Source organism: Pandoraea pneumonica (assembly GCF_049918595.1).
GTDB lineage: Bacteria > Pseudomonadota > Gammaproteobacteria > Burkholderiales > Burkholderiaceae > Pandoraea > Pandoraea pneumonica_A.
In genome coordinates this window covers 578,942-598,928 of the sequence record NZ_JBNCRZ010000002.1, presented here as the reverse complement: position 1 = coordinate 598,928, position 19,987 = coordinate 578,942, and the positions used below count along the sequence as shown (strand labels likewise).

The 19,987-nt window shown below is 65.2% G+C and carries 20 protein-coding genes; 18 read left to right on the top strand and 2 right to left on the bottom strand.

The features are described 5' to 3' along the window. Positions 1–48: 48 nt before the first annotated feature. Positions 49–711, bottom strand: a complete 663-nt coding sequence (gene tmk / locus ACPWR9_RS09260; protein ID WP_426297231.1) for a dTMP kinase — start codon at positions 709–711, stop codon at positions 49–51. Next, entirely contained in the window at positions 711–1,703 is a 993-nt protein-coding gene (mltG, locus tag ACPWR9_RS09255; RefSeq protein WP_426297232.1) for an endolytic transglycosylase MltG, read from the bottom strand. The genes tmk and mltG overlap by 1 nt, the downstream gene beginning before the upstream one ends. Before the next feature lie 188 nt (positions 1,704–1,891). On the opposite strand from mltG, the gene ACPWR9_RS09250 reads away from it, so the two are divergent. From ACPWR9_RS09250 to ACPWR9_RS09165, 18 genes are all read left to right on the top strand, one after another. Further along, positions 1,892–3,010, top strand: a complete 1,119-nt coding sequence (locus ACPWR9_RS09250) for a YgfZ/GcvT domain-containing protein (protein ID WP_426297233.1) — start codon at positions 1,892–1,894, stop codon at positions 3,008–3,010. Continuing rightward, a complete protein-coding gene (locus ACPWR9_RS09245) occupies positions 3,011–3,316 on the top strand; it encodes a DUF4936 family protein (protein WP_426297234.1) in 306 nt (101 codons plus the stop codon). It abuts the gene before it with no gap. Next, positions 3,307–4,122, top strand: a complete 816-nt coding sequence (locus ACPWR9_RS09240) for an NRDE family protein (protein WP_426297235.1) — start codon at positions 3,307–3,309, stop codon at positions 4,120–4,122. The genes ACPWR9_RS09245 and ACPWR9_RS09240 overlap by 10 nt, the downstream gene beginning before the upstream one ends. A 384-nt stretch (positions 4,123–4,506) precedes the next feature. Beyond that, positions 4,507–5,349 (top strand): beta-ketoacyl synthase chain length factor, encoded by an 843-nt coding sequence (locus tag ACPWR9_RS09235; protein WP_426297236.1) that lies wholly within the window; start codon positions 4,507–4,509, stop codon positions 5,347–5,349. After that, entirely contained in the window at positions 5,336–6,205 is an 870-nt protein-coding gene (locus ACPWR9_RS09230) for a lysophospholipid acyltransferase family protein (protein ID WP_426297237.1), read from the top strand. The genes ACPWR9_RS09235 and ACPWR9_RS09230 overlap by 14 nt, the downstream gene beginning before the upstream one ends. Beyond that, positions 6,186–6,449 (top strand): phosphopantetheine-binding protein, encoded by a 264-nt coding sequence (locus tag ACPWR9_RS09225; protein ID WP_087687852.1) that lies wholly within the window; start codon positions 6,186–6,188, stop codon positions 6,447–6,449. Before ACPWR9_RS09230 ends, ACPWR9_RS09225 begins: the two co-directional genes overlap by 20 nt. A 33-nt stretch (positions 6,450–6,482) precedes the next feature. Beyond that, positions 6,483–6,728 (top strand): acyl carrier protein, encoded by a 246-nt coding sequence (locus ACPWR9_RS09220; protein WP_426297991.1) that lies wholly within the window; start codon positions 6,483–6,485, stop codon positions 6,726–6,728. A gap of 9 nt (positions 6,729–6,737) precedes the next feature. Further along, positions 6,738–7,388 (top strand): hypothetical protein, encoded by a 651-nt coding sequence (locus ACPWR9_RS09215; protein ID WP_426297238.1) that lies wholly within the window; start codon positions 6,738–6,740, stop codon positions 7,386–7,388. After that, positions 7,385–9,298 (top strand): AMP-binding protein, encoded by a 1,914-nt coding sequence (locus ACPWR9_RS09210; protein ID WP_426297239.1) that lies wholly within the window; start codon positions 7,385–7,387, stop codon positions 9,296–9,298. Before ACPWR9_RS09215 ends, ACPWR9_RS09210 begins: the two co-directional genes overlap by 4 nt. Next, a complete protein-coding gene (locus ACPWR9_RS09205) occupies positions 9,295–11,061 on the top strand; it encodes a glycosyltransferase family 2 protein (RefSeq protein WP_426297240.1) in 1,767 nt (588 codons plus the stop codon). The genes ACPWR9_RS09210 and ACPWR9_RS09205 overlap by 4 nt, the downstream gene beginning before the upstream one ends. After that, positions 11,058–12,698 (top strand): HAL/PAL/TAL family ammonia-lyase, encoded by a 1,641-nt coding sequence (locus tag ACPWR9_RS09200; RefSeq protein ID WP_426297241.1) that lies wholly within the window; start codon positions 11,058–11,060, stop codon positions 12,696–12,698. Before ACPWR9_RS09205 ends, ACPWR9_RS09200 begins: the two co-directional genes overlap by 4 nt. Next, positions 12,688–13,146, top strand: a complete 459-nt coding sequence (locus ACPWR9_RS09195; protein ID WP_426297242.1) for an acyl-CoA thioesterase — start codon at positions 12,688–12,690, stop codon at positions 13,144–13,146. Before ACPWR9_RS09200 ends, ACPWR9_RS09195 begins: the two co-directional genes overlap by 11 nt. After that, positions 13,131–13,823, top strand: a complete 693-nt coding sequence (locus ACPWR9_RS09190; protein ID WP_426297243.1) for a LolA family protein — start codon at positions 13,131–13,133, stop codon at positions 13,821–13,823. Before ACPWR9_RS09195 ends, ACPWR9_RS09190 begins: the two co-directional genes overlap by 16 nt. Further along, positions 13,820–16,273, top strand: coding sequence for an MMPL family transporter (locus ACPWR9_RS09185; RefSeq protein WP_426297244.1), 2,454 nt, complete (start codon positions 13,820–13,822; stop codon positions 16,271–16,273). The genes ACPWR9_RS09190 and ACPWR9_RS09185 overlap by 4 nt, the downstream gene beginning before the upstream one ends. After that, positions 16,270–17,478 carry a beta-ketoacyl-ACP synthase gene (locus ACPWR9_RS09180; protein ID WP_426297245.1) on the top strand — a complete coding sequence of 403 codons (1,209 nt, stop codon included), beginning with the start codon at positions 16,270–16,272 and terminating at the stop codon, positions 17,476–17,478. Before ACPWR9_RS09185 ends, ACPWR9_RS09180 begins: the two co-directional genes overlap by 4 nt. Beyond that, entirely contained in the window at positions 17,475–17,942 is a 468-nt protein-coding gene (locus ACPWR9_RS09175) for a beta-hydroxyacyl-ACP dehydratase (RefSeq protein ID WP_426297246.1), read from the top strand. Before ACPWR9_RS09180 ends, ACPWR9_RS09175 begins: the two co-directional genes overlap by 4 nt. After that, positions 17,939–18,664: a 3-ketoacyl-ACP reductase FabG2 gene (locus tag ACPWR9_RS09170; RefSeq protein WP_426297247.1), complete on the top strand. Its 726-nt coding sequence runs from the start codon at positions 17,939–17,941 to the stop codon at positions 18,662–18,664. The genes ACPWR9_RS09175 and ACPWR9_RS09170 overlap by 4 nt, the downstream gene beginning before the upstream one ends. Next, entirely contained in the window at positions 18,664–19,893 is a 1,230-nt protein-coding gene (locus ACPWR9_RS09165) for a beta-ketoacyl-ACP synthase (RefSeq protein WP_426297248.1), read from the top strand. The genes ACPWR9_RS09170 and ACPWR9_RS09165 overlap by 1 nt, the downstream gene beginning before the upstream one ends. Positions 19,894–19,987 lie beyond the last annotated feature (94 nt).

Here is a 19,987-nt window from a genome sequence, read left to right as displayed (position 1 = left end):
TAGCGCGATTATCGCCCCATTCGTCAGACGTTTGCGTGAACCGCCCGATTAATGCCCTGGCAGGCCCAATCGCGCAAAGACGCCGGCCAACTCCGCCGCAATGGCGTCGATGCTCTGCGCGGCGTCGATCACGACGAAGCGCCCTGCCGAGGCTTGCGCGCGGCGCAGGTACTCTTCGCGCACCCGGGTAAAGAAGGCTGCCGATTCGCGCTCGAACTTATCCGGTGCGCGGGCACCGGCCAGACGGGCGGCGGCAATCGACGGATCGAGATCGAACAGAATCGTCAGATCGGGCTGACGCGTGCCTTGCACCCACTGCTCAAGCACCGACAATTTGTCGAGCGAGAGGCCGCGTCCGCCGCCTTGATAGGCAAACGTCGCGTCGGTGAAGCGGTCGGAGACCACCCAGTCGCCACGGGCGAGCGCCGGTTCGATCACTTTGACCAAATGCTCGCGACGACCGGCAAACATCAGCAGCGCTTCGGTTTCGATATCCATCGGCTCGTCGAGCACCAGCTTGCGCAAGGCCTCGCCCAGCGGCGTGCCACCCGGCTCGCGCGTGGCCACGACGTCGCGGCCCACACGGGCGAGCCCCTGACGCAGCGTATCGACGAAGGCATTCACGTGCGTGCTTTTGCCCGCGCCGTCGATGCCTTCGAAGGTCACGAACTTGCCCGGCACCGTCGCCGGTGCAGCGTTAGGTTGCGTCATTAATCACCTCGCTGGTATTTGTCCACGGCGCGATTGTGCTCCTGGAGATTGGTCGAGAAATGGCTCGTGCCGTCGCCGCGTGCCACGAAATAGAGGGCATCGGTCGGCGCCGGATTGAGCGCGGCGGCCAGCGATGCCACACCGGGCAGTGCGATCGGCGTGGGCGGCAGCCCAGCACGCGTGTAGGTGTTGTACGGCGTATCGGTTTGCAGATCGCGCTTGCGCAGACGCCCCGTGTACAGATCGCCCATGCCGTAGATCACTGTCGGGTCGGTCTGGAGCAGCATGCGCTTCTTCAAGCGGTTCACGAACACGGCCGCCACTTGCCCGCGCTCAACGGCCTGCCCCGTCTCTTTCTCGACGAGCGACGCCATGATGAGCGCTTCATAAGGGGTGGTGTACGGCAGGCCCGGCGCACGCGCGGCCCAGGCTTCGTCCAGACGTTTCTGCATCAGCCGATAGGCGCGCTTGTAGATATCGACGTCGCTCGTACCCTTCGGGAAGAGATAGGTATCCGGAAAAAACATGCCTTCGGCTTCGGCACGATCGGCGCCCACGAGCTGCATGATGTCGGCGTCGGGCAGCCCTGCCGTGTCGTGGCGCAACGCCGGGTTGAGATCGAGCTCGGCGCGCATCTTCTTGAACGTCCAGCCCTCAATGATCGTGACCACGTACTGATTGACGTCGCCGCGCGCGAGTTTCTCCATCACATCGACGGGCGTGACGCCAGTCGCGAACTCGTAATTCCCGGATTTGAGTTTGGTGCCCACGTCCATGATGCGGGCGAGCAGATTGAACAGCAGCGGATGCACCGGCACGCCGCCCGTGCGAAGCTGGGTCGCCACGCTGCGCACCGAACTGTAGGGCTTGATGGTGACGTCGAGCGCGGGCTTGGCGAGTTGCATCGGGGCCTGAGCCCAGTAATAGAAAGCGCCACCCGCCGCTAACGTTACGACGATCAACAGCACGAACAGGCGTTTGATGAAGGACATGAATTGCAGAGTAAGTCGCGCGTGGACGGCAGCGGGTTCGGGGGACTCGGTCTACCCGGGCTTGTATGACGGGCGGCGGTTCGTGCTGCGCGTTTTGCGCGCCAAACCGGGCTCGTACGCCCAAGTGGAAGACCCAATATAATACTTTGACTTGCCGAACCCTCAAAGATAGACAGGCACTCCCGTATATGAATTCCCAATGGCGTGAACTTCTGCCGCAAGCGGCAGCCGCATCCTCTTCCGACGCGCAAGCGCGAGCCACGCAGTTTGCCGCGCTCCAATCGGGCAGCTTCGCCGCGCTGGCACTCGACACGGGCCTCATCGCCGTGACGGGCGCCGATGCCGAGAGCTTTCTACACGGACAACTCACCAACGATGTCGAACGCCTCAAGCCTGCACAAGCCCGGCTGACGGGCTATTGTTCAGCCAAGGGCCGGTTGCTCGCCACGTTCCTGATGTGGCGCGACGCCACCGCCGACGCCACGATCTATCTGGCCGGTGCCGCCGACGTTCAGGCGGCGGTGCAAAAGCGCCTGTCGATGTTTGTGCTGCGCGCCAAGGCCAAGCTGACCGATGCCACCGCCACGCACGTGCTGCTTCAGGTGGGTGGCCCGGCGGCGGAAGCCGTACTCGCCCAAACATTCGCAACGCTGCCCGGCGCTTCGCTGGCGGCGGCGCACGGCACGCTCGGCGATGCGCCGACGACGCTCATCCGCCTGCCCGACGCCGGTTCGGCGCGCTCGCTGCCCCGTTATCTCTGGAGCGTGCCGGTCGCTCAGGCCGCACAAGTGTGGGCAGCGCTGCAAGCATCGCCCGGTCTCGTCGTGGTCGACCCGGCCCTCGCGGCTTGGCTCGACGTGCATAGTGGCGTGGCCAGCATCGTGAGCGCGACCCAAGAACAATTCGTGCCGCAAATGGTGAATTGGGAAGTCGTGGGCGGCGTGAGCTTCCGCAAGGGCTGCTATCCGGGGCAGGAAGTCGTCGCGCGCAGCCAGTATCGCGGCACCATCAAGCGGCGTCTGCATCTGGCCCACGTGGCCGAAGGCAGCATCGCCCCGGTGCCCGCGCAGGAACTGGTCGAAGTGAGCGATCCGGATCAACCGTGCGGCGTGGTCGTGCAAGCGGCCGTGGCACCGAACGGCGGCTACGACCTCCTCGTCGAGGTGAAACTCGCGGCCCGCGAAGCCAACGATGTACGTCTTGGCACCGCCGACGGCCCCGCGCTGCAATTCTCCGAGTTGCCGTACGAGATCTTCGATCCGACGGAAACGCCTGCTACGTCTGGATCGGCAGCAGCAGCGTCCTGAATGGACTGTTACGTCTATTACCGCGTCGCATCCGAACAAGAGGCCGCGGCGGCTCAAGCCGTCGCGCGCCTTTTTGCATTGGTAACGTCTCGCTTCGGCGTGTCGGCACGCCTGCAACGGCGCGCCGACGAACGGGCCGACGCGCCTTCTTCCGCCACCACAACATGGATGGAGCGCTACGACGGTGCAACCCCGGCGTTCGTGGCGGCGTTGCCCGAGATGGCAACACAATGCGGCCTGACCTCACTCATCGACGGTGATCGTCACGTGGAGTGTTTCGTGGATATGCCATCGCCATGTGCCTGATCGTCTTCTCGTGGCAGCCTGACGCCGATACCCCGCTGGTCCTGCTCGCCAATCGCGATGAGTTCTTCGAGCGCCCTGCTGAGTCGATGGGCTGGTGGCAAGATCGCCCTGATGTTCTGGCTGGACGAGACTTACGCGGCGGCGGCACATGGATGGGCATCACCCGGGCTGGGCGCTTCGCTGCACTGACGAATTTTCGTGACGGCCGTGCGCCCATGGCGCCCAAAGACGCCCCCTCGCGCGGCCTGCTGGTGTCGGCCATGCTCGATGCCACGCCATTCGACGCGGACCTCGCGCGCGTGGAAACGCATGCGCATGACTACGCAGGCTTCGATCTGCTTGCCGGAGACTTGCCGGCTGGGAAGTTGTTCTGGCTGGGGAATCGAGATCAGCGGGATTGGCATGGCGCGCACGCCATCGAGCCCGGCATTCATGGTCTGTCGAACGCATTGCTTGACACCCCTTGGCCGAAGCTCGTGAGTCGGCGCGACGCCCTATCCGCAGCGCTCGCCGCGAATGCGGACGACACCACGCTGCTGCGTTTGATGCGGGACAACACCGAAGCCCCCGACGACGCGCTGCCGGAAACGGGCGTGCCCCATCCGTGGGAAAAAACACTCTCGGCCGCTTTCATTGCGTCGCCTGCCTACGGCACCCGCTGTACGACGCTGTTGCGTTATCACCGCAACGGCCGCATCGACATGATTGAGGCGACGGTGACACCCGGCCAGTCACCTGACGAGTTATCCGATCGCCGAGACTTTACTTTCACCGTCGACACCCACCCCGCCACCCACCGCATTTAACGGCGCACTGCCGTGGATTCCGATCTAATTCAGACGTTTCTCAATTTGGTCATTTAAATTGGGAATCTCCCCGAGGCGGGTTGTGGCATCCTGCTTTTCGCGCATTGTTGCGCAAGCAAGCAACGTTCGGCGGATATGTCCAGTAGGCATTTTCCGCCTTCCTGCAAAAACGCCACATTCTTCGCGATACAAACATTTCACCGTCTTACATTTGGCTATAATTGCACGCCGAAACTTCGGGGGTGCTATGGAAAGCACGGCGCGACACAGCGTCGGCCTTCTCGCCATATCCGGCCGTCGCGAACAACGGCCGAGAATACGCATAAGACGGAAATAGCGCGTGGCATAGCAAAGCGGCAATCGCTTCATTTCCACTAATTAGCCATGCCAGATAATATCGACGCGCCAATGATGCGTCGCGCGCCGCAATGGGCTTCGGGGGAAGTCAGCATTGCGGAACCCACGCCGGGACAGGCGATATCCGCGCAAGCTGCGGAGGCTGCCGCATTGGCGGGCCCCGTTGCGCGCTGGAATCTGCCGGTGCGCCGCTGGGCCTACCGTCAATTGGATGCAGCCGCGCCCGGCAAGCCGGACGTCGGCGTCATCGACCCCATGCTGCGCCGCCGGCTGAGCCCCCTCGCCCGTCTTGCGCTGTCGGCCGCCGTCGCATGCGGCCCGCTGCCGCCCGCTTGCCGCGTGGTGTACGCATCCCAACACGGCGAAATTCAACGAACCACGCAAATGCTGGAAGCGCTCGTGCGGCGCGAGCCGCCGTCGCCCACCGCTTTTAGCTTGTCGGTACTCAATGCCACCCCAGGTGTGCTCAGCATTGCGCGCGACGACCGCTCTGCCATCAACGCGGTGGCGGCAGCCGACGACACGCTCGGCTACGCCCTGCTCGACGCCTGGACGCAGCACCGCGAAACCCCGGACACGCCGTTGCTGGTGATTTTCGCTTTCGACGCCCCGCCCGCCTGTTACGGCCCGACAGCAGGACAACCCGACGACAGCGCGAATGCCCTCGCGTTTCTGATCGCGTCGGACGCGAGTGCACGCCTGACGTGCACGATGCACATGCCGGTCGGGCGCGACACTTGCGCCGAGTCTCGCTCGCAAAGCAGCAGTCTGCTCACAACGCTGATGGACGGTGGCAGCGACATTTGGCGCGGCGAGCGTCATGACTGGCAGTGGGAATGGCAGGAGGAGACGCAGCATGCGTGTGCCTAACTGCCTCCGCCGCTGGGAATCGGTACGCCGTCGCGCAGCATCGCTGCTGCTTTGGTCTTGCTTTGCCATCGGCGGGCTCGTCTTTTCGCTGATTGTCTTTCCGTCGTTGCTCTTGCTGCCGGTGTCCGAGCGCCGCCGTCGCCGTTACGCGATGGCCATGGTGCATCGCTGTTTCGCGTCGCTGGTCGCGGTGTGTCGCGCCTTGGGCGTGATGCGTTTCGAGATCGAAAACGCCGACAAATTGCGTCATCTGGGCCGCGTCATCGTCATCGCCAACCACCCGTCGTATCTCGACGTTGCGGTGCTGCTCGCGTTGATGCCGCGCGCGTGCTGCATCGTCACGAGCCGCCACTGGCGCAACCCGTTCTTCGCGGGCATCGTGCGCTCGGCCGGTTACTTGCGCAACGACGGTGGCCCCTCGCTCGTCGGCGCCAGCGAAGCGGCGCTCGCCGACAATGTGCCGCTCATCGTGTTTCCCGAAGGCACCCGCAGCCCGTCGCGCGGACGCCTAGGCAAGTTCTCGCGCGGCTTCGCGCATATCTCGCTGGCCCACGGCTGTCCGATCGTGCCTGTGCTGATCGACTGCGACCCGCCCGCCTATACCAAACAGCACCGCTGGTACTCCGTACCGGCCGCACAGCCGACCCTGCGCATACGCGTCCTGGATGCCGACCTGAGCCCCGCCGTTGCGCTGCCACCCGGCAGCCGCACCGCCACGCCGGTCATCCCAGCACAACGCGGCGCCGGTGGCGACACGAATGGCACGCAGATGCCTTTGGCAGCGAGACGTTTGACCACGCTCGCCGAACATTTCTTTATCGATCAGATTTCTCAACATGGCTTCTCTAGAACTTGAGATCAAGCAATTGATCGTCCAGGCACTTGAACTGGAAGACATCGGCGTGGACGACATCGTCGACGACGTTCCCTTATTCGGCGACGGCCTCGGCCTGGACTCCATCGACGCGCTCGAGCTCGGCATTGCCCTGCGCAAGCGGTTCGGCTTGCAGATCGAAGCGAACGATGAGGCAGCGCGCGCGCAGTTCCGCAGCGTTGCCACCCTGGCGCAGTTGTTGCGCGAACGCGGTTGCGCCCAGTAAGGAGCCCTAGCGATGAGCACTTTGACGTTACCCCTGTCCGACGACGACATCCTGTCGCGTCTGCGCACCATCCTGCACGACACGTTCGAGATCGCCCCCGAGCGCATCACGTTGCAAGCCCATCTGTTCGAGGAACTGGATCTCGACAGCATCGATGCCGTGGATCTGGCCATTCAGTTGCAACGCATGACGGGCAAGCGCATCAAGCCCGAAGAATTCAAGAGCGTGCGAACCGTCGAGGACGTGGTGTCCGCCGTACGTACCTTGCTCAACGACTAATCCGCGCGCATGTCCCGACTTCATGCCGATGCCGCAGCACCGCTGCCGAACGCTGCGCAGGCGCGGGTGCGCTGGCAGTCCGTGATCGCGGCGCTCGCCTATCCGGTGCTGATTCTCGCCGGGATCTCGCTGCTCGCGCCGCGCTATCTCGCGCTGTTGCTGCTCGTCGGGATCTACCTTCGCTACCGCCGCAATCTGAAGTCGCACCGGCTGCTCATGCCCGTCGAATGGGCCGTTGCCGGTGGACTGGCAGCGCTCGCGTGCGCCACGGCGCTCAGCAACAGCGAATTCTTGCTGCGCTGCTACCCGGTGGCCGTCAACGCCGGGATGGGGCTGACGTTCGCCATGTCGTTGCGCTCGCCCATGCCCATGGTCGAGCGTATTGCGCGGCTGCATCAGCCCGATCTGCCCGCAGACGCCACGCCGTACCTGCGCAAGGTCACACGCGTATGGATCGGCTTCTTCGTCTTCAACGGCACCGTCGCGCTCGCCACAGCCCTTTTGGCATCGCGCGAGATCTGGTCGCTCTATAACGGCGGCATCGCTTATGTGCTGATCGGCTTGCTGTTCGCCGCCGAATGGCTCTGGCGCCGCCGCATGCTCGCGAGGCAGGCCCACGTGAGTGCCGCAAACGCGCAACATCCCGAGGCCTCGGCATGAGCAGCATGCGTCACATCGGCGAGCGCCTCGCACATACGTCGTTGGAAAGTCCCGTCTCCGGGCAAGCCCTCGACTGCACGCCACTGGCCGAAATATTGGCACGGCCGCGCACGCCATCGCTCGTCGTTTGCGTCGACGGCCGCTCGGCCGCCAAAGACGACGCCACCGTGACCACGCTCGCGTGGCATGCCCGGGTTCAATCGTTGCGAGCGGCATTTTCAGCCCGTCCTGCACAACGGCTGGCGTTGTGTCTGGACGATCCGCTCGAGATGAGCTGTGCGCTCTTCGCCGCTTGGGCGGCGGTCAAAACGCCCATCGTGCTGCCCAACGCACTGCCACAGACGCGGCGCGACCTTGCTTTCGCGTTCGACGCCGTCATCGATACCGAGACATTGGCGGGCGATTCGCTATACGGCGACGCCGCGACGATCTCGACGGACCACGAGACGACGAAGCGTCACGACACGCTCCCCGCGTCGTGTCAGTTGATCATCTACACGTCGGGCAGCAGCGGCGAGCCGAAGGCCATCACGAAAACGCTGGCACAGCTCGACGGCGAAGTGCAGGCGCTTCACCGGCATTGGGGCGCGCAGCTACAACAGGCGTTGGTGGTCGCCAGCGTGCCGTGTCATCACATTTACGGGCTGTGGTTTCGCGTGCTGTGGCCGTTGGCCGCTGGCATTCCGTTCGCCCGCCACACGTTTGCCGAACCGTCGCAAGCCCATCCATGGCGGACGTGGCCTGCCGTGGTCTGGATTGCCGGCCCGGCCCAACTGACACGCTGGCCGGCACTGATCGGCGACGGTGTCTGGCCCGACGCCCCTCTGGTCACGTTCTCCTCCGGTGGCCCGCTGCCGACAGACGCCGCGCTGCAATGCGCCGATCTCATGCGCGTTGCCCGTGCACACGCGTCGGCAAGCGATGCCTTCGCCCCCATCGAGGTCTTCGGCAGCACTGAGACCGGCGGCATCGCGTGGCGGCAACAGGACCGCACGTCGCATTGGACGCCGTTCGACGACACGACGGTGCGCGTCTCCGATCATGGCGCGCTGGAACTCCGTTCGCCGCGCGTCAACGACGGAGATTGGTGGCCGACCGACGACGGTGCCATCGTGAACCCCGACGGGTCGTTCACCATGACCGGCCGGCTCGATCGCACGGTGAAAATCGAAGGCAAGCGCGTCTCGTTACCTGCGGTGGAAGCGGCGCTCTTGCGCCACGCGTGGGTCGACGACGTGGCCACGGTCGTGATTGCCGGGCGTCTTGCCGCGGCGATCGTTCTGAACCGCGACGGCCGACGCGCTTGGCGCGAGCAGTCCCTGGGCGCGGTGCGTGCCGCCATGCGCAGCACGCTCGCCGAGTCCTTCGATGCGACCGTACTCCCGAGACGCTGGCGTTTTCTCGATGCCCTGCCTCTGAATGAACGAGGCAAGCGCACCGCGGCCGACGTGGCCGCGCTCTTTGCACCGGCGTCGCCGTGGTTGCCGTCGGTGATGGGTATTCGGTTGAACGATGTCGACAACCCAGACAGCGCCGACGCCCCGGCAAGCAACACTCGCGAGGTTGTACTGTCGCTGCGTGTGCCCCCTGAGCTGGCGCATTTCGAGGGACATTTCCCCGGACTTCCCCTGTTGCCTGGCGTCGTACTGATCGACTGGGCCACGCGATTCGCTGCGGAACAGGCTTCGCGCGATCCGATGCTGAGTCCGTGGGTGAGCGCGCCGAGCACGTTGCAACAAGTGAAGTTCTCGGCCCCCGTGTTGCCGGGGACGCGATTCGATCTCACGCTGACATTCGATGCCGCCCGCTTGCGTGTGCACTACGCGTATGAAGGGGCGAAAGGCATGGCCGCCACAGGTTATCTCGCCTATACCGCGCCGCTGGTCGTTGCCGGAGACGTGTCGCCATGAACGCACGCCTCGATCCCCCGGTTTTGCACGACGACTTTTCGCCTTGCGTCCTGATTCCGGTCTACAACCACCCGGCGCATATCGCTCGCATCGTCGACGCGTTACTTGCGCAAAATCTGCCGGTGCTGCTGGTCGACGACGGCAGCGATGCACCAACGCGCGCCGTGCTCGACGCGATTCATGCCAAGCATCCCGGCACGGTGACGCTGGAACGCCTGCCCCAAAATCTCGGCAAAGGCGGTGCTGTCTCCCACGGGCTGCGCCGCGCGCATGCGCTCGGCTATACGCACGCGTTGCAAGTCGATGCCGACGGTCAGCACGATCTCGCAGACGTTCCCGTCTTTCTCGACGACGCTCGACAGCGCCGTGATGCCGTGATCTGTGGAACGCCGCGTTACGACGCGTCGGTGCCCAAGGGCCGTTTGTACGGCCGCTACATCACGCACTTTTGGGTGTGGGTCGAGACGCTGTCGTTCGATATCGTCGATTCGATGTGCGGGTTCCGCGTGTACCCGCTGGCCGCCACCGCCGCCTTGTTGGCAAAGCATCGGCCGCCGCCGCGCATGGCGTTCGACACGGACATTCTGGTGCGTCTGTACTGGCGAGGGGTGCCGGTGCAAAACCGGCGCACGCGTGTGGTCTATCCGGACAACGGCGTCTCGCACTTCCAGATGTTCCGCGACAACGTCGGCATTTCGTGGATGCATACGCGGCTCGTTTGCGCCATGTTGCCCCGCATTCCCATGCTGTTGTGGCGAAAGCTGCGCCCGGCACCCGCGACGCGATCCTCTGCCTCGCCTGCCTCGCCCGCGGCACTTGACGCCTCGGGTGAACTCGCTTGGTGGCGCCGCCCCGAACGCGGCAGTTTGCTGGGCATGCGCTTGCTGGCGCTCGCCTGCCGCTGCTTCGGCCTGCGCGCGGCACGCGCCTGCCTGGTCCCCGTGGTGGCTTATTTCGCACTGAAGGACACGCAGGCCTGCGCCGCTTCGCGCGACTACCAACAGCGGCTCGGCAAGGCAGCCCCCGAGCTCGGCTGGACGGCCCCGACACGCTGGCGCACGTTCCAGCATCTTCTCGCGTTCGCCAACGCCGCACTCGACAAGTTCGCCGCGTGGCGTGGCTTGCTCGGTGAGCGCCATGTGCGGGTGGAAGACGATGCCACGCTCGATGCCGCCGCCAACGATGCTCGCGGCGCACTCGTCATCGGCTCGCATCTCGGCAATCTTGAGATGACGCGTGCACTCGCCCGTTCGCGGGGCATCGATCGTATCCATGCGGTCGTCTACACCCGCCACGCCCAGCGCTTCCGTTCGATGCTGGCCGGGTCGAACCAGGACTTCGCGCAAAACCTGATCGAAGTCGACGACATCGGCCCCGCCACGGCGATCATGCTGCGCGAACGTATCGACCGTGGCGACTGGCTCGTCATCGTCGGTGATCGGGTGCCGTCCGCTGACGGTGGGCGCGTGGTGCAAGTGCCCTTCTTCGGCGAGCCGGCCCCCTTTGCACAAGGCCCGTTCATTCTTGCTGCGTTGCTCGAATGTCCGGTGTATCTGCTCTTCTGTCTGCGCGACAAAGCGTCGTACCGGCTGTATTTCGAACGGTTCGCCGACGCCATCGCATTGCCGCGCGCCAGACGCGAAGCCGCATTGCGTGACTACGCCGAGCAGTACGCGCGCCGGCTCGAGCACTACTGCCGGCAATACCCGACGCAGTGGTTCAACTTTTTCGATTTCTGGCAAGGCAAGTCGCCACAGTCATGATGGAACTCCCGATTTCACTCTCCGGCCCTGTTGACGGCGTCGGCAATCCCGCACGCCACGCCGTGTCCGACCGCTCGCCCGGCGACGCCGCGAGCCAATCCAGCGCGTCGGCCGTGGTGTTCGGCCATGGGCGTTTGACGATCGAAGACATTCTGTCGCTGGCGCATCGCACTCGCCGCGCACGTCTATCGACCGACCCCGCTTGGCAAGATCGCATTCGTCGCGGCGTCGATGCCCTGCACGCGCACCTCGCGGCCGGACGCCCCGTCTATGGCGTGACCACCGGCTATGGCGACGCCTGCGTCGTCGACGTGCCGATGTCGCTCATCGAAGCCCTGCCCGCCCAACTCACGCGTTACCACGGCTGCGGCATGGGGGAATGGCTCGACGACGACGCCGTGCGCGCCGTGCTCGCTTGCCGTCTGGCGTCGCTCGCACAGGGATACTCGGCGGTCCGCCCCGAATTGCTCGAAGCGCTCGTGCATCTGCTCGCACACGACGTGCTGCCGCGTATTCCAGCGGAAGGGTCGGTGGGTGCCAGCGGCGACCTCACCCCGCTGTCCTACGTGGCCGCCACGCTCATTGGCGAGCGCGACGTCATGTATCGCGGCCGCCTTTGCGCCGCCACCGAGGCGCTGGCTGCCACGGGCGGCGCACCGATCCGGCTGGCGCCCAAGGAAGGCCTCGCGCTCATGAACGGCACGGCTGTCATGACGGCACTGGCCAGCCTCGCTTTCGCGCGAAGCCGCTCTCTCGCGCGACTGGCGTCTCGCCTGACGGCGCTCACGACCGTGGCACTCGACGGCCGCGCCGCGCACTTTCACCCAACGCTTTTCGACGCGAAACCGCACGAAGGGCAACGCGACGCCGCGCGTTGGATTCGCGAAGATTTGGCCGGACGCACCGAGCCGCCGGAAGCGCGCATTCAAGATCGCTACTCGCTTCGATGCGCACCGCATGTGGTCGGGGTGCTCGTCGACGCGCTTAGTTGGGTACGTCGCGATGTGGAAAACGAGATCAACAGCGCGAACGACAATCCGCTCATCGACCCTGACACGGGCGAAGTGCATCACGGCGGCAACTTCTATGGCGGGCATATCGCGTTCGCGATGGACAGCTTGAAAACGGCCGTCGCCAACATCGCCGATTTGATGGATCGCCAGTTGGCATTGCTCGTGGACGACAAGTTCAACAACGGTCTGCCCCGCAATCTCAGCGGCGCCACCGGGCCGCGTGCGCCGATCAACCACGGCTTCAAGGCGGTGCAAATCGGTGCGTCCGCGTGGACCGCCGAGGCGCTCAAGCACACCATGCCGGCCAGTGTCTTCTCGCGCTCGACCGAGTCGCATAACCAGGACAAGGTCAGCATGGGGACGATTGCCGCGCGCGATTGCCTGCGCGTGCTGATGCTCACCGAGCAAGTGGCCGCCGCGCACACGCTCGCCGTAGCGCAAGCGGTGAAGCTGCGCGAACGCCTCTCGCCCGGCGACGCTGCGCTGCCCGACACGCTGCGTCAGTGGCTCGATACCGTCGCCGCGCAGTCGCCGTTCGTCGACGAAGACCGTGCGCTCGAACACGAACTGCGCACCGTGCGTGCATGGATTGCCGAGGGAGGCGACCTGCCCCATGACGACTGATATCGTGAGCCGCCGACCGGAAAAAGCGCCGTGGCTCGTTGCCACGGCCGATGTCGAGATTCCGTTCCATGACGTCGACGTGATGCAAGTCGCTTGGCATGGGCATTACGTCAAATACTTCGAACTCGCTCGTTGCGCGTTGTTGCGCCGTTTCGATTACGACTATCCGCAAATGCAAGCGTCCGGCTACGTGTGGCCGGTCGTCGAATGCCATCTCAAGTACGTACGCCCGGCGCGATACGGACAGCGTGTGCGCGTGAGCGCCTCGCTGACCGAGTACGAGAACCGGTTGCGTATTGCCTACGAAATTCACGATATCGCTACCCACGAGCGCATCACCAAGGGGTACACCGTGCAAGTCGCCGTCGACGCACGCAACGGCGAGTTGCAATTCGTGAGTCCGCCCGTGGTGGTCGAGAAGCTGGAGGCCGCATGGGCCAGCGCCTGACCCATTACGTGGCAAGCGCCCTGCTCCCCGTTGTGCTGACGTGCGTCGGCATTTCGACGGCGCCTGCGGCCATGGCGGCCGAGTCTGCGCCGTCCTTGCCACAAGTACCCACGGCGGCCGATCTGGCATTGCTCAAGCGCATCCTGGCGCAAATCGGTGCCTATCCCGTCGTGCACGCCGACTTTGTACAGACGCGAACGTCGGCCTTGCTCACGGCCCCCGCGCTTACCCAAGGCTCACTGGTGTTCGTGCGCGAGCGTGGCGTCGTCTGGCAAGTGCGTTCGCCTCAGCCGCAGAGCTATGTCTACGGGCCGCAGCGCAGCGCGCGTCTCGATGCCGATGGCAAAGTGACGTCGCTCGACACGCAACCGTCGGCGATCACGCAACAGATCAACGAGTGGACTAACGCGTTCATGCATGGCGATACCAGCGGGCTGGCTTCGCAATTTTCGGTGGCCGTCACGGGCACCGTGAATCGCTGGCAGATCGTGCTGACGCCATCGCAGCCGCAGATCGCTCAGGCGATGCGGCGTCTTACGCTGAGCGGCGATACCGTCGTGCGCGGCGTCTTACTCGAGACTCGGCGCGGCGAGTCGGTTCGCTGGCAATTCGAGAAAGTGCGCACAAGCGATGCACTCGACGCCAATGAGCAACGTTTGCTAAGCACGGTCGAATGACGCCACGTACCCGCGCCCTTCGCCGCGCGCTCACCTTCGCGTTCACTGCAGGCCTCGTGCTGCTAGGCATCTGGCTGATTGCGGTGCGCCATCTGCCGCTCCAGACCAACGTGCTTTCGCTGTTGCCAGCGACGGAGCGCAACCCCGTGGCCGAGCAAGCCGTCGACCATCTCGCCGGTAGCGTGAGCGATCGCGTGGTGGTGTTGATCGGTGCCAAGGACGCCAGCGCGGCGCGCGCGGCGGCGGCACGTTTCGATGCGCTGGCGCGAGCGAATGACGCGTTCGCCAGCGTGCAGGGCCAAATCCCGCCGTTCGATCCCGCGTTCCTCTCGAATTTCTACCTGCCTCACCGCTTCCAATTGCTCACGCAGGAAGACCGTGCCGTGCTGGAAGCCGAACTTCGACGCGATCCCGCTAATGCCGCCGCGCCGTCAGCGCTTTCGCCGTCATCTTCGCTATCGTCACTATCGCTGGCCAACTCGCCGTTTGGCTTGACCGACGCCGCCGACGACCCCTTCGGCTGGCTCGACCGCTGGCTCATGCGCCTGCCCTTCGGCCAGCTTCGCATGCTGCCCGACGCTGGCTGGCTCAGTGCCCGTCACGACGATAAGACCTGGGTGCTCGTGCTGCTGCAAACGCGGGGCGCCGCCTTCGACAGCAACGTGCAGCAACGTGTCATTCGCTTCTTCGCGTCGGCGCAATCGCAGATCGTCGACGCAACCCCCGGTCTGGAGATGCTGCGCAGTGGCGCCGTCTTTCACGCCGCGAGCGCGAGAGCGCAAGCCGAGCGGGAATTGCACCGGATCGGTATCGTGGCGACGCTGGGTATTGCGTTACTCACGCTCTGGGCCTTCCGTTCGGGCCGCCTGCTCGCCATGGGGCTTGCCACCGTCGCCTTCGGCACGCTGTGCGCGGCGGTCGCCACGCTGGTGATCTTCGGTGAGTTGCATCTGCTCACCCTCGTCTTCGGTGCGGCCCTGATCGGCGAGACGGTCGACTACGCCATTCAGTATTTTGTCGGCGTAGGGGGGCAGACACGCGACGACGCGCAGCGAACCCTTCCCGTCATTCGTCCGGCCTTGCACATCGCGCTCGCGACCAGCGTGCTGGGTTACGCCATTCTCGGTGCGGTGCCGTTCCCCGCATTGCGCCAGATCGCGGTCTTCGCGCTCGCCGGGCTGCTCTCGTCGTATGTCTTCGTCGTCTGGGCATTGCCCGCTTTCCTCCCACGGGAGGTGCCGCCCCTTCGCGCGCCGGTGATTCGTTTGGCACACCGTTGGCTTCGGGTCTGGGGTGCGGCACTTGCTGGCCGTCAGGGCACCGTTATCGGATGCCTGATCTTGCTGGCGTGCCTGCCCGGCTGGTGGCGACTCGGCGTCGACGACGACATCCGCCGTCTGATTTCGCGTGAGCCGGCGCTGGTAGCGCAGGAGCAAGCGATCTCGCGTGTGACCGGCATCGACGGCGCGACGCAGTTCTGGCTGGTGCAGGCCGACAGCGAGGAAGCCTTGTTGCGCCGCGAAGAGCAGCTTGGCGCACGCCTCGATCAGGCGGCAACAGGCAAGGATGCGCCGTTCACCGGCTGGACGGGGGTGTCCCAGTTCGTCCCTTCCGTGCAGCGGCAGCTCGATAATCGCGCGTTGTTCGGTGCGGCCCGTTTCGACTCGCCCGATGGGCTGGCCGCAGCCATGACCCGCGCCGGGTTCCGAGCCGACTTCGCAAAGCAATACGCGAGCGCTTTTGCCACGGAGAGCGACACGCCGCCGCTTCGCATCGGCGACTGGCTCGCGTGGCCCGGCTCGACACCGTACCGCATGCTTTGGATCGGGCAAACCGACAACGCCGTCGCGCCGCAAGGTGGTTCGGCAAACGCCCCCGGCTTTGCCAGCCTCGTGCGCCCACAGGGTCTGCGTGACAGTGCGGCAGCCGCGCAGGTGGCAGCCGATTTGCCCGGCGTGACCTATGTCGACAAAGCGGCCTCCATTTCCAGCCTGTTCGCGCGCTATCGGCATGCGAGCGGCTTGTGGTTCGCGGCAGCCCTGGCGGTCGTGGCGGTTCTGCTCGCCCGTCGTTACGGGTGGCCCGGCGCCATTGCCACGATCATGCCCACGCTGCTTGCGGCAGCCGCCGTCTTCGCCACATTCGGCTACCTGGGCTTGCCGCTCACGTTATTCGCACAAATGGGCTTGATGCTCGTGCTGGGTGTCGGCGTGAACTACGCGATCTTTTTGCGCGAAGGCGAACTGCGCGCCGGTGACGACGAACAAATGGCGGCGATTGCCGTGGCCGGCACGCTGATGTCCGCAGCCACCACGCTGCTGTCGTTCGGGCTGCTCGCGTTCAGCGGCATGCCGAGCCTGCAAGCCTTCGGCCTGACGTTGACCATCGGCATCGCGCTCGCCTTATTGCTCGCGCCCTACAGCCTGCGCTTTCCGGAATTGCGTTCATGAAACCCCCTGTCTATCTTCACGCGCTCGGCATGATCAATGCGCTGGGCCACGACCTGCCCAGTATCGCCGAGCGTCTGTTTGCCGGCGACACGTCGGGCATGCAGGCGCACGACCGCTGGCACGCCGCCGGGACGATCGCTGCCCCCGTCGTCGGTGCAGTGCGCCTGGCCGATCATGAACTCCCTTCGCTGCCCCCGAAGTTGAAGCGCTACGACTGCCGCAACAACCGGTTTCTGATGGCGGCCGCCGAACCCTTGCGCGCCGTGCTGGCACAACATATTCAACGCCACGGGGCGACGCGTATCGGCGTCGTGATCGGCACGAGCACCTCCGGTATCGCAGAGGGCGAAGCGGCATTGCGCTCGCTCGCCGCCGACAGCGCGTTGCCCGACCACTATCACTACGCGCAGCAGGCACTCGGCGCACCGGCGCATTTCGTCGCCGAATTGCTGGGTATTCACGGCCCTGCCTATGCCATTTCGACGGCCTGCACATCGAGCGCGAAGGCGTTCGGTGCGGCACGCCGCCTCATCGATAGCGGCGTGTGCGATGCCGTGGTGACGGGCGGCGCAGACGCCCTGTGCGCGCTCACGCTCGGCGGGTTCGGTGCACTCGAATCGCTCTCGCAAGGTCTGTCGCGCCCGATGAGCCAACATCGCGACGGCATCAACATCGGCGAGGGCGCGATGCTCTGCCTGATGTCGCGCACGCCCGGGAACATCGTCTTTTCCGGCATGGGCGACTCGAGCGATGCGCATCACATATCGGCCCCCGCGCCTGACGGCGGCGGCGCCATCGCCGCGATGCGTGCCGCATTGCACGACGCCGGTCTCGCCCCCTCGCAAATCGACTATGTGCATCTGCATGCGACGGGCACCCCGAAGAACGACGCTATGGAAAGCCTCGCGACGTCGACCTGCTTCGAATCGTCCCCATGGGTCAGCGGCACGAAACCCATGACAGGCCACTTGCTCGGCGCCGCAGGCGCCACAGGTATCGGTATTTGCTGGCTCACGTTGGAGGGCGACGGCCGGTTGCCGCCGCATCTCTGGGACGGTGCCACCGATCCGGCGCTCAGCCCGTTGCGGCTCGCCCCTGTCGGCACCACGCTTGGCCGCCTGCCTTGTCATGTGATGACGAACGCCTACGCATTCGGCGGCAATAACGCCAGCGTGATTCTCTCGCGTGCGGAGGCGCTGCAATGACGACGCCGACACCATGGCCCCCCATCGAGACCTTGCTGCCGCATCGGCCGCCCATGCTGCTGATCGACGCCGTCTGCGAATACGACGCGGAGTCGATCTGCGTTGAAGCGACGCCCGATGCACACGCGTGGTACGCCGACGCGCACGGCAATATGCCCGTTCACATCGTGATCGAACTCATGGCGCAGGCGATTGCCGCCCACGAAGCGCTCACGCGCCGTAGCAGCGGCCTGCCACCGGCACCCGGCGTGCTGCTCGGCACGCGTCGGCTCGAAGCGAGTGTCGCGTCGCTGCGCGCCGGCGTGACCGTTCTGGTACGCGCGGCCTGCGTGCTGCGCGACGACACTGGCAACGGCGCCTACGACTGCCGCGTGGACATCGACGGCCAGGCCGTTGCCAACGCCACGATCAAAGTTCACCAGCCGACCGATTTTTCTGCATTTTTGTTGGAGCACCTATCATGACCCGACGCGTTCTCGTCACCGGCAGCAGCCGGGGCATCGGGCGGGCAATTGCCCTGCGTCTCGCTCAGGACGGCTTTGCCGTCACCGTCCATTGCCGCGAACAGGTCGCCCCCGGTGAAGCCACCGTGGCCGACATTCGCGCAGCAGGTGGCACCGCGCATCTCGTGCAATTCGACGTGCGCGACCGGCAGACGTGCCGCGACATGCTCGAAGCCGATGTGGCCGAACACGGGGCCTATTACGGCATCGTTTGCGGCGCGGGTATCACGCGCGATAACGCGTTCCCTGCCCTGTCCGACGACGATTGGGACAGCGTGCTCGACACGAGCCTCGATGGCTTCTTCAACGTCGTTCACCCGCTCAGCATGCCGATGGTTCGCCTGCGTGCCGGCGGACGTATTGTCACCGTGGCGTCCGTCTCCGGTGTCATGGGCAATCGCGGTCAGGTGAATTACAGCGCGGCCAAGGCGGGCCTGATCGGCGCCACCAAAGCGCTCGCGGCCGAACTCGCTTCGCGCCGGATCACCGTGAACTGCGTCGCACCGGGTTTGGTAGACACCGGCATGCTCGAAGGCGTCGCCCTCGATGAAGCCTTGCGCATGGTGCCGATGAACCGCGTCGGCACGCCCGACGAAGTGGCCCATGTCGTGTCGTTCCTGATGTCGGACGGCGCGAGCTACGTGACCCGTCAAGTGATCGGTGTGAATGGAGGGATCATCTAATGACGCGCGTCGTTGTGACCGGATACGGCGGTATCACCGCGTTGGGCAGCCGCTGGGAAGACATCGAAAATGCGCTGCGCGGCGGCCGAAACGCCGTGCGCCGCATGCCCGAGTGGGACTACTTCGAAATGCTCAACGGACGGCTTGCCTGCCCCGTCGAAGACTTCGCACCGCCGCCCCATTGGCCGCGCAAGCAATTGCGCTCCATGGGCCGCGTCGCCCAACTCGCGCTGCGGGCAACGGAACACGCGCTCGCGCATGCCGGGCTCGACGTGACGGCGGGCGATCCTGGCGATATCGGGGTGGCTTACGGATCGTCATCCGGCAGCATTGCGCCGATTCAGGCGTTTGGCGTGATGGTGGAGACTGGCTCGATGGCGGGCGTCACGTCGACGAGCTACATTCAGATGATGCCGCACACCACCGCCGTCAACATCGGCGTGCACTTCGGACTGCAAGGCCGCATCATTCCCACGTCGAGCGCATGCACCTCGGGGAGTCAGGCCATCGGCTACGCGTACGAGGCCATTCGCTTCGGTCGTACCAAAGTGATGCTCGCGGGAGGGGCCGAGGAGTTGTCCGGGCCGGGCAGCGCCGTGTTCGACACGCTCTACGCAACCAGCACGCGCAACGACGAGCCGAAACTCACGCCCCGGCCATTCGACGCCGCACGCGACGGTCTCGTGGTGGGCGAAGGCGCGGCCACGCTGGTGCTCGAATCGCTCGAGCATGCACAAGCGCGCGGTGCCACGATTCTCGCGGAAATTGTCGGGTTCGGATGCAATACCGACGGCAATCACGTCACGCAACCGACCGCGGCCACCATGGCGCGCGCCATGCAACTGGCGCTCGACGACGCTGGCCTGACGCCGCAGGCCATCGACTACATCAGTGCGCACGGCACGGCAACGGACCGGGGAGATATCGCCGAGAGCGAAGCGACGGCCAGCCTCTTTGGCAGCAGCGTGCCAGTCAGTGCGATGAAGAGCTACCTCGGCCATACCCTTGGCGCATGCGGCGCGATCGAGGCTTGGTGGGCCATCGAGATGATGCGTCGCAACTGGTTCGCCGGCACGCTCAATCTCGATTCGCCCGACCCCGCCTGCGCCGCCCTCGACCACATCGCAGGGGCCGATGGTCGCCCACTGGAAACCCAGCGAATCATGAGCAATAACTTCGCCTTCGGTGGCATCAACACGTCGCTGATCTTTCAGCGATTTGTCGATTGATCGTGGTGGATTTCATAGCAAGTCAGTAACGTAATGACAACGCGTGGCGCTCGCGGGAACTCTCCGGCGCAGTGCCACACGACGTCGCTCACCA

What these genes read in the sequence shown, in the direction of transcription:
- tmk (WP_426297231.1), bottom strand. Translation starts at nt 711, where the DNA reads ATGACGCAACCTAACGCTGCACCGGCGACGGTGCCGGGCAAGTTCGTG.
- mltG (WP_426297232.1), bottom strand. Translation starts at nt 1,703, where the DNA reads ATGTCCTTCATCAAACGCCTGTTCGTGCTGTTGATCGTCGTAACGTTA.
- ACPWR9_RS09250 (WP_426297233.1), top strand. Translation starts at nt 1,892, where the DNA reads ATGAATTCCCAATGGCGTGAACTTCTGCCGCAAGCGGCAGCCGCATCC.
- ACPWR9_RS09245 (WP_426297234.1), top strand. Translation starts at nt 3,011, where the DNA reads ATGGACTGTTACGTCTATTACCGCGTCGCATCCGAACAAGAGGCCGCG.
- ACPWR9_RS09240 (WP_426297235.1), top strand. Translation starts at nt 3,307, where the DNA reads ATGTGCCTGATCGTCTTCTCGTGGCAGCCTGACGCCGATACCCCGCTG.
- ACPWR9_RS09235 (WP_426297236.1), top strand. Translation starts at nt 4,507, where the DNA reads ATGCCAGATAATATCGACGCGCCAATGATGCGTCGCGCGCCGCAATGG.
- ACPWR9_RS09230 (WP_426297237.1), top strand. Translation starts at nt 5,336, where the DNA reads ATGCGTGTGCCTAACTGCCTCCGCCGCTGGGAATCGGTACGCCGTCGC.
- ACPWR9_RS09225 (WP_087687852.1), top strand. Translation starts at nt 6,186, where the DNA reads ATGGCTTCTCTAGAACTTGAGATCAAGCAATTGATCGTCCAGGCACTT.
- ACPWR9_RS09215 (WP_426297238.1), top strand. Translation starts at nt 6,738, where the DNA reads ATGTCCCGACTTCATGCCGATGCCGCAGCACCGCTGCCGAACGCTGCG.
- ACPWR9_RS09210 (WP_426297239.1), top strand. Translation starts at nt 7,385, where the DNA reads ATGAGCAGCATGCGTCACATCGGCGAGCGCCTCGCACATACGTCGTTG.
- ACPWR9_RS09205 (WP_426297240.1), top strand. Translation starts at nt 9,295, where the DNA reads ATGAACGCACGCCTCGATCCCCCGGTTTTGCACGACGACTTTTCGCCT.
- ACPWR9_RS09200 (WP_426297241.1), top strand. Translation starts at nt 11,058, where the DNA reads ATGATGGAACTCCCGATTTCACTCTCCGGCCCTGTTGACGGCGTCGGC.
- ACPWR9_RS09195 (WP_426297242.1), top strand. Translation starts at nt 12,688, where the DNA reads ATGACGACTGATATCGTGAGCCGCCGACCGGAAAAAGCGCCGTGGCTC.
- ACPWR9_RS09190 (WP_426297243.1), top strand. Translation starts at nt 13,131, where the DNA reads ATGGGCCAGCGCCTGACCCATTACGTGGCAAGCGCCCTGCTCCCCGTT.
- ACPWR9_RS09185 (WP_426297244.1), top strand. Translation starts at nt 13,820, where the DNA reads ATGACGCCACGTACCCGCGCCCTTCGCCGCGCGCTCACCTTCGCGTTC.
- ACPWR9_RS09180 (WP_426297245.1), top strand. Translation starts at nt 16,270, where the DNA reads ATGAAACCCCCTGTCTATCTTCACGCGCTCGGCATGATCAATGCGCTG.
- ACPWR9_RS09175 (WP_426297246.1), top strand. Translation starts at nt 17,475, where the DNA reads ATGACGACGCCGACACCATGGCCCCCCATCGAGACCTTGCTGCCGCAT.
- ACPWR9_RS09170 (WP_426297247.1), top strand. Translation starts at nt 17,939, where the DNA reads ATGACCCGACGCGTTCTCGTCACCGGCAGCAGCCGGGGCATCGGGCGG.
- ACPWR9_RS09165 (WP_426297248.1), top strand. Translation starts at nt 18,664, where the DNA reads ATGACGCGCGTCGTTGTGACCGGATACGGCGGTATCACCGCGTTGGGC.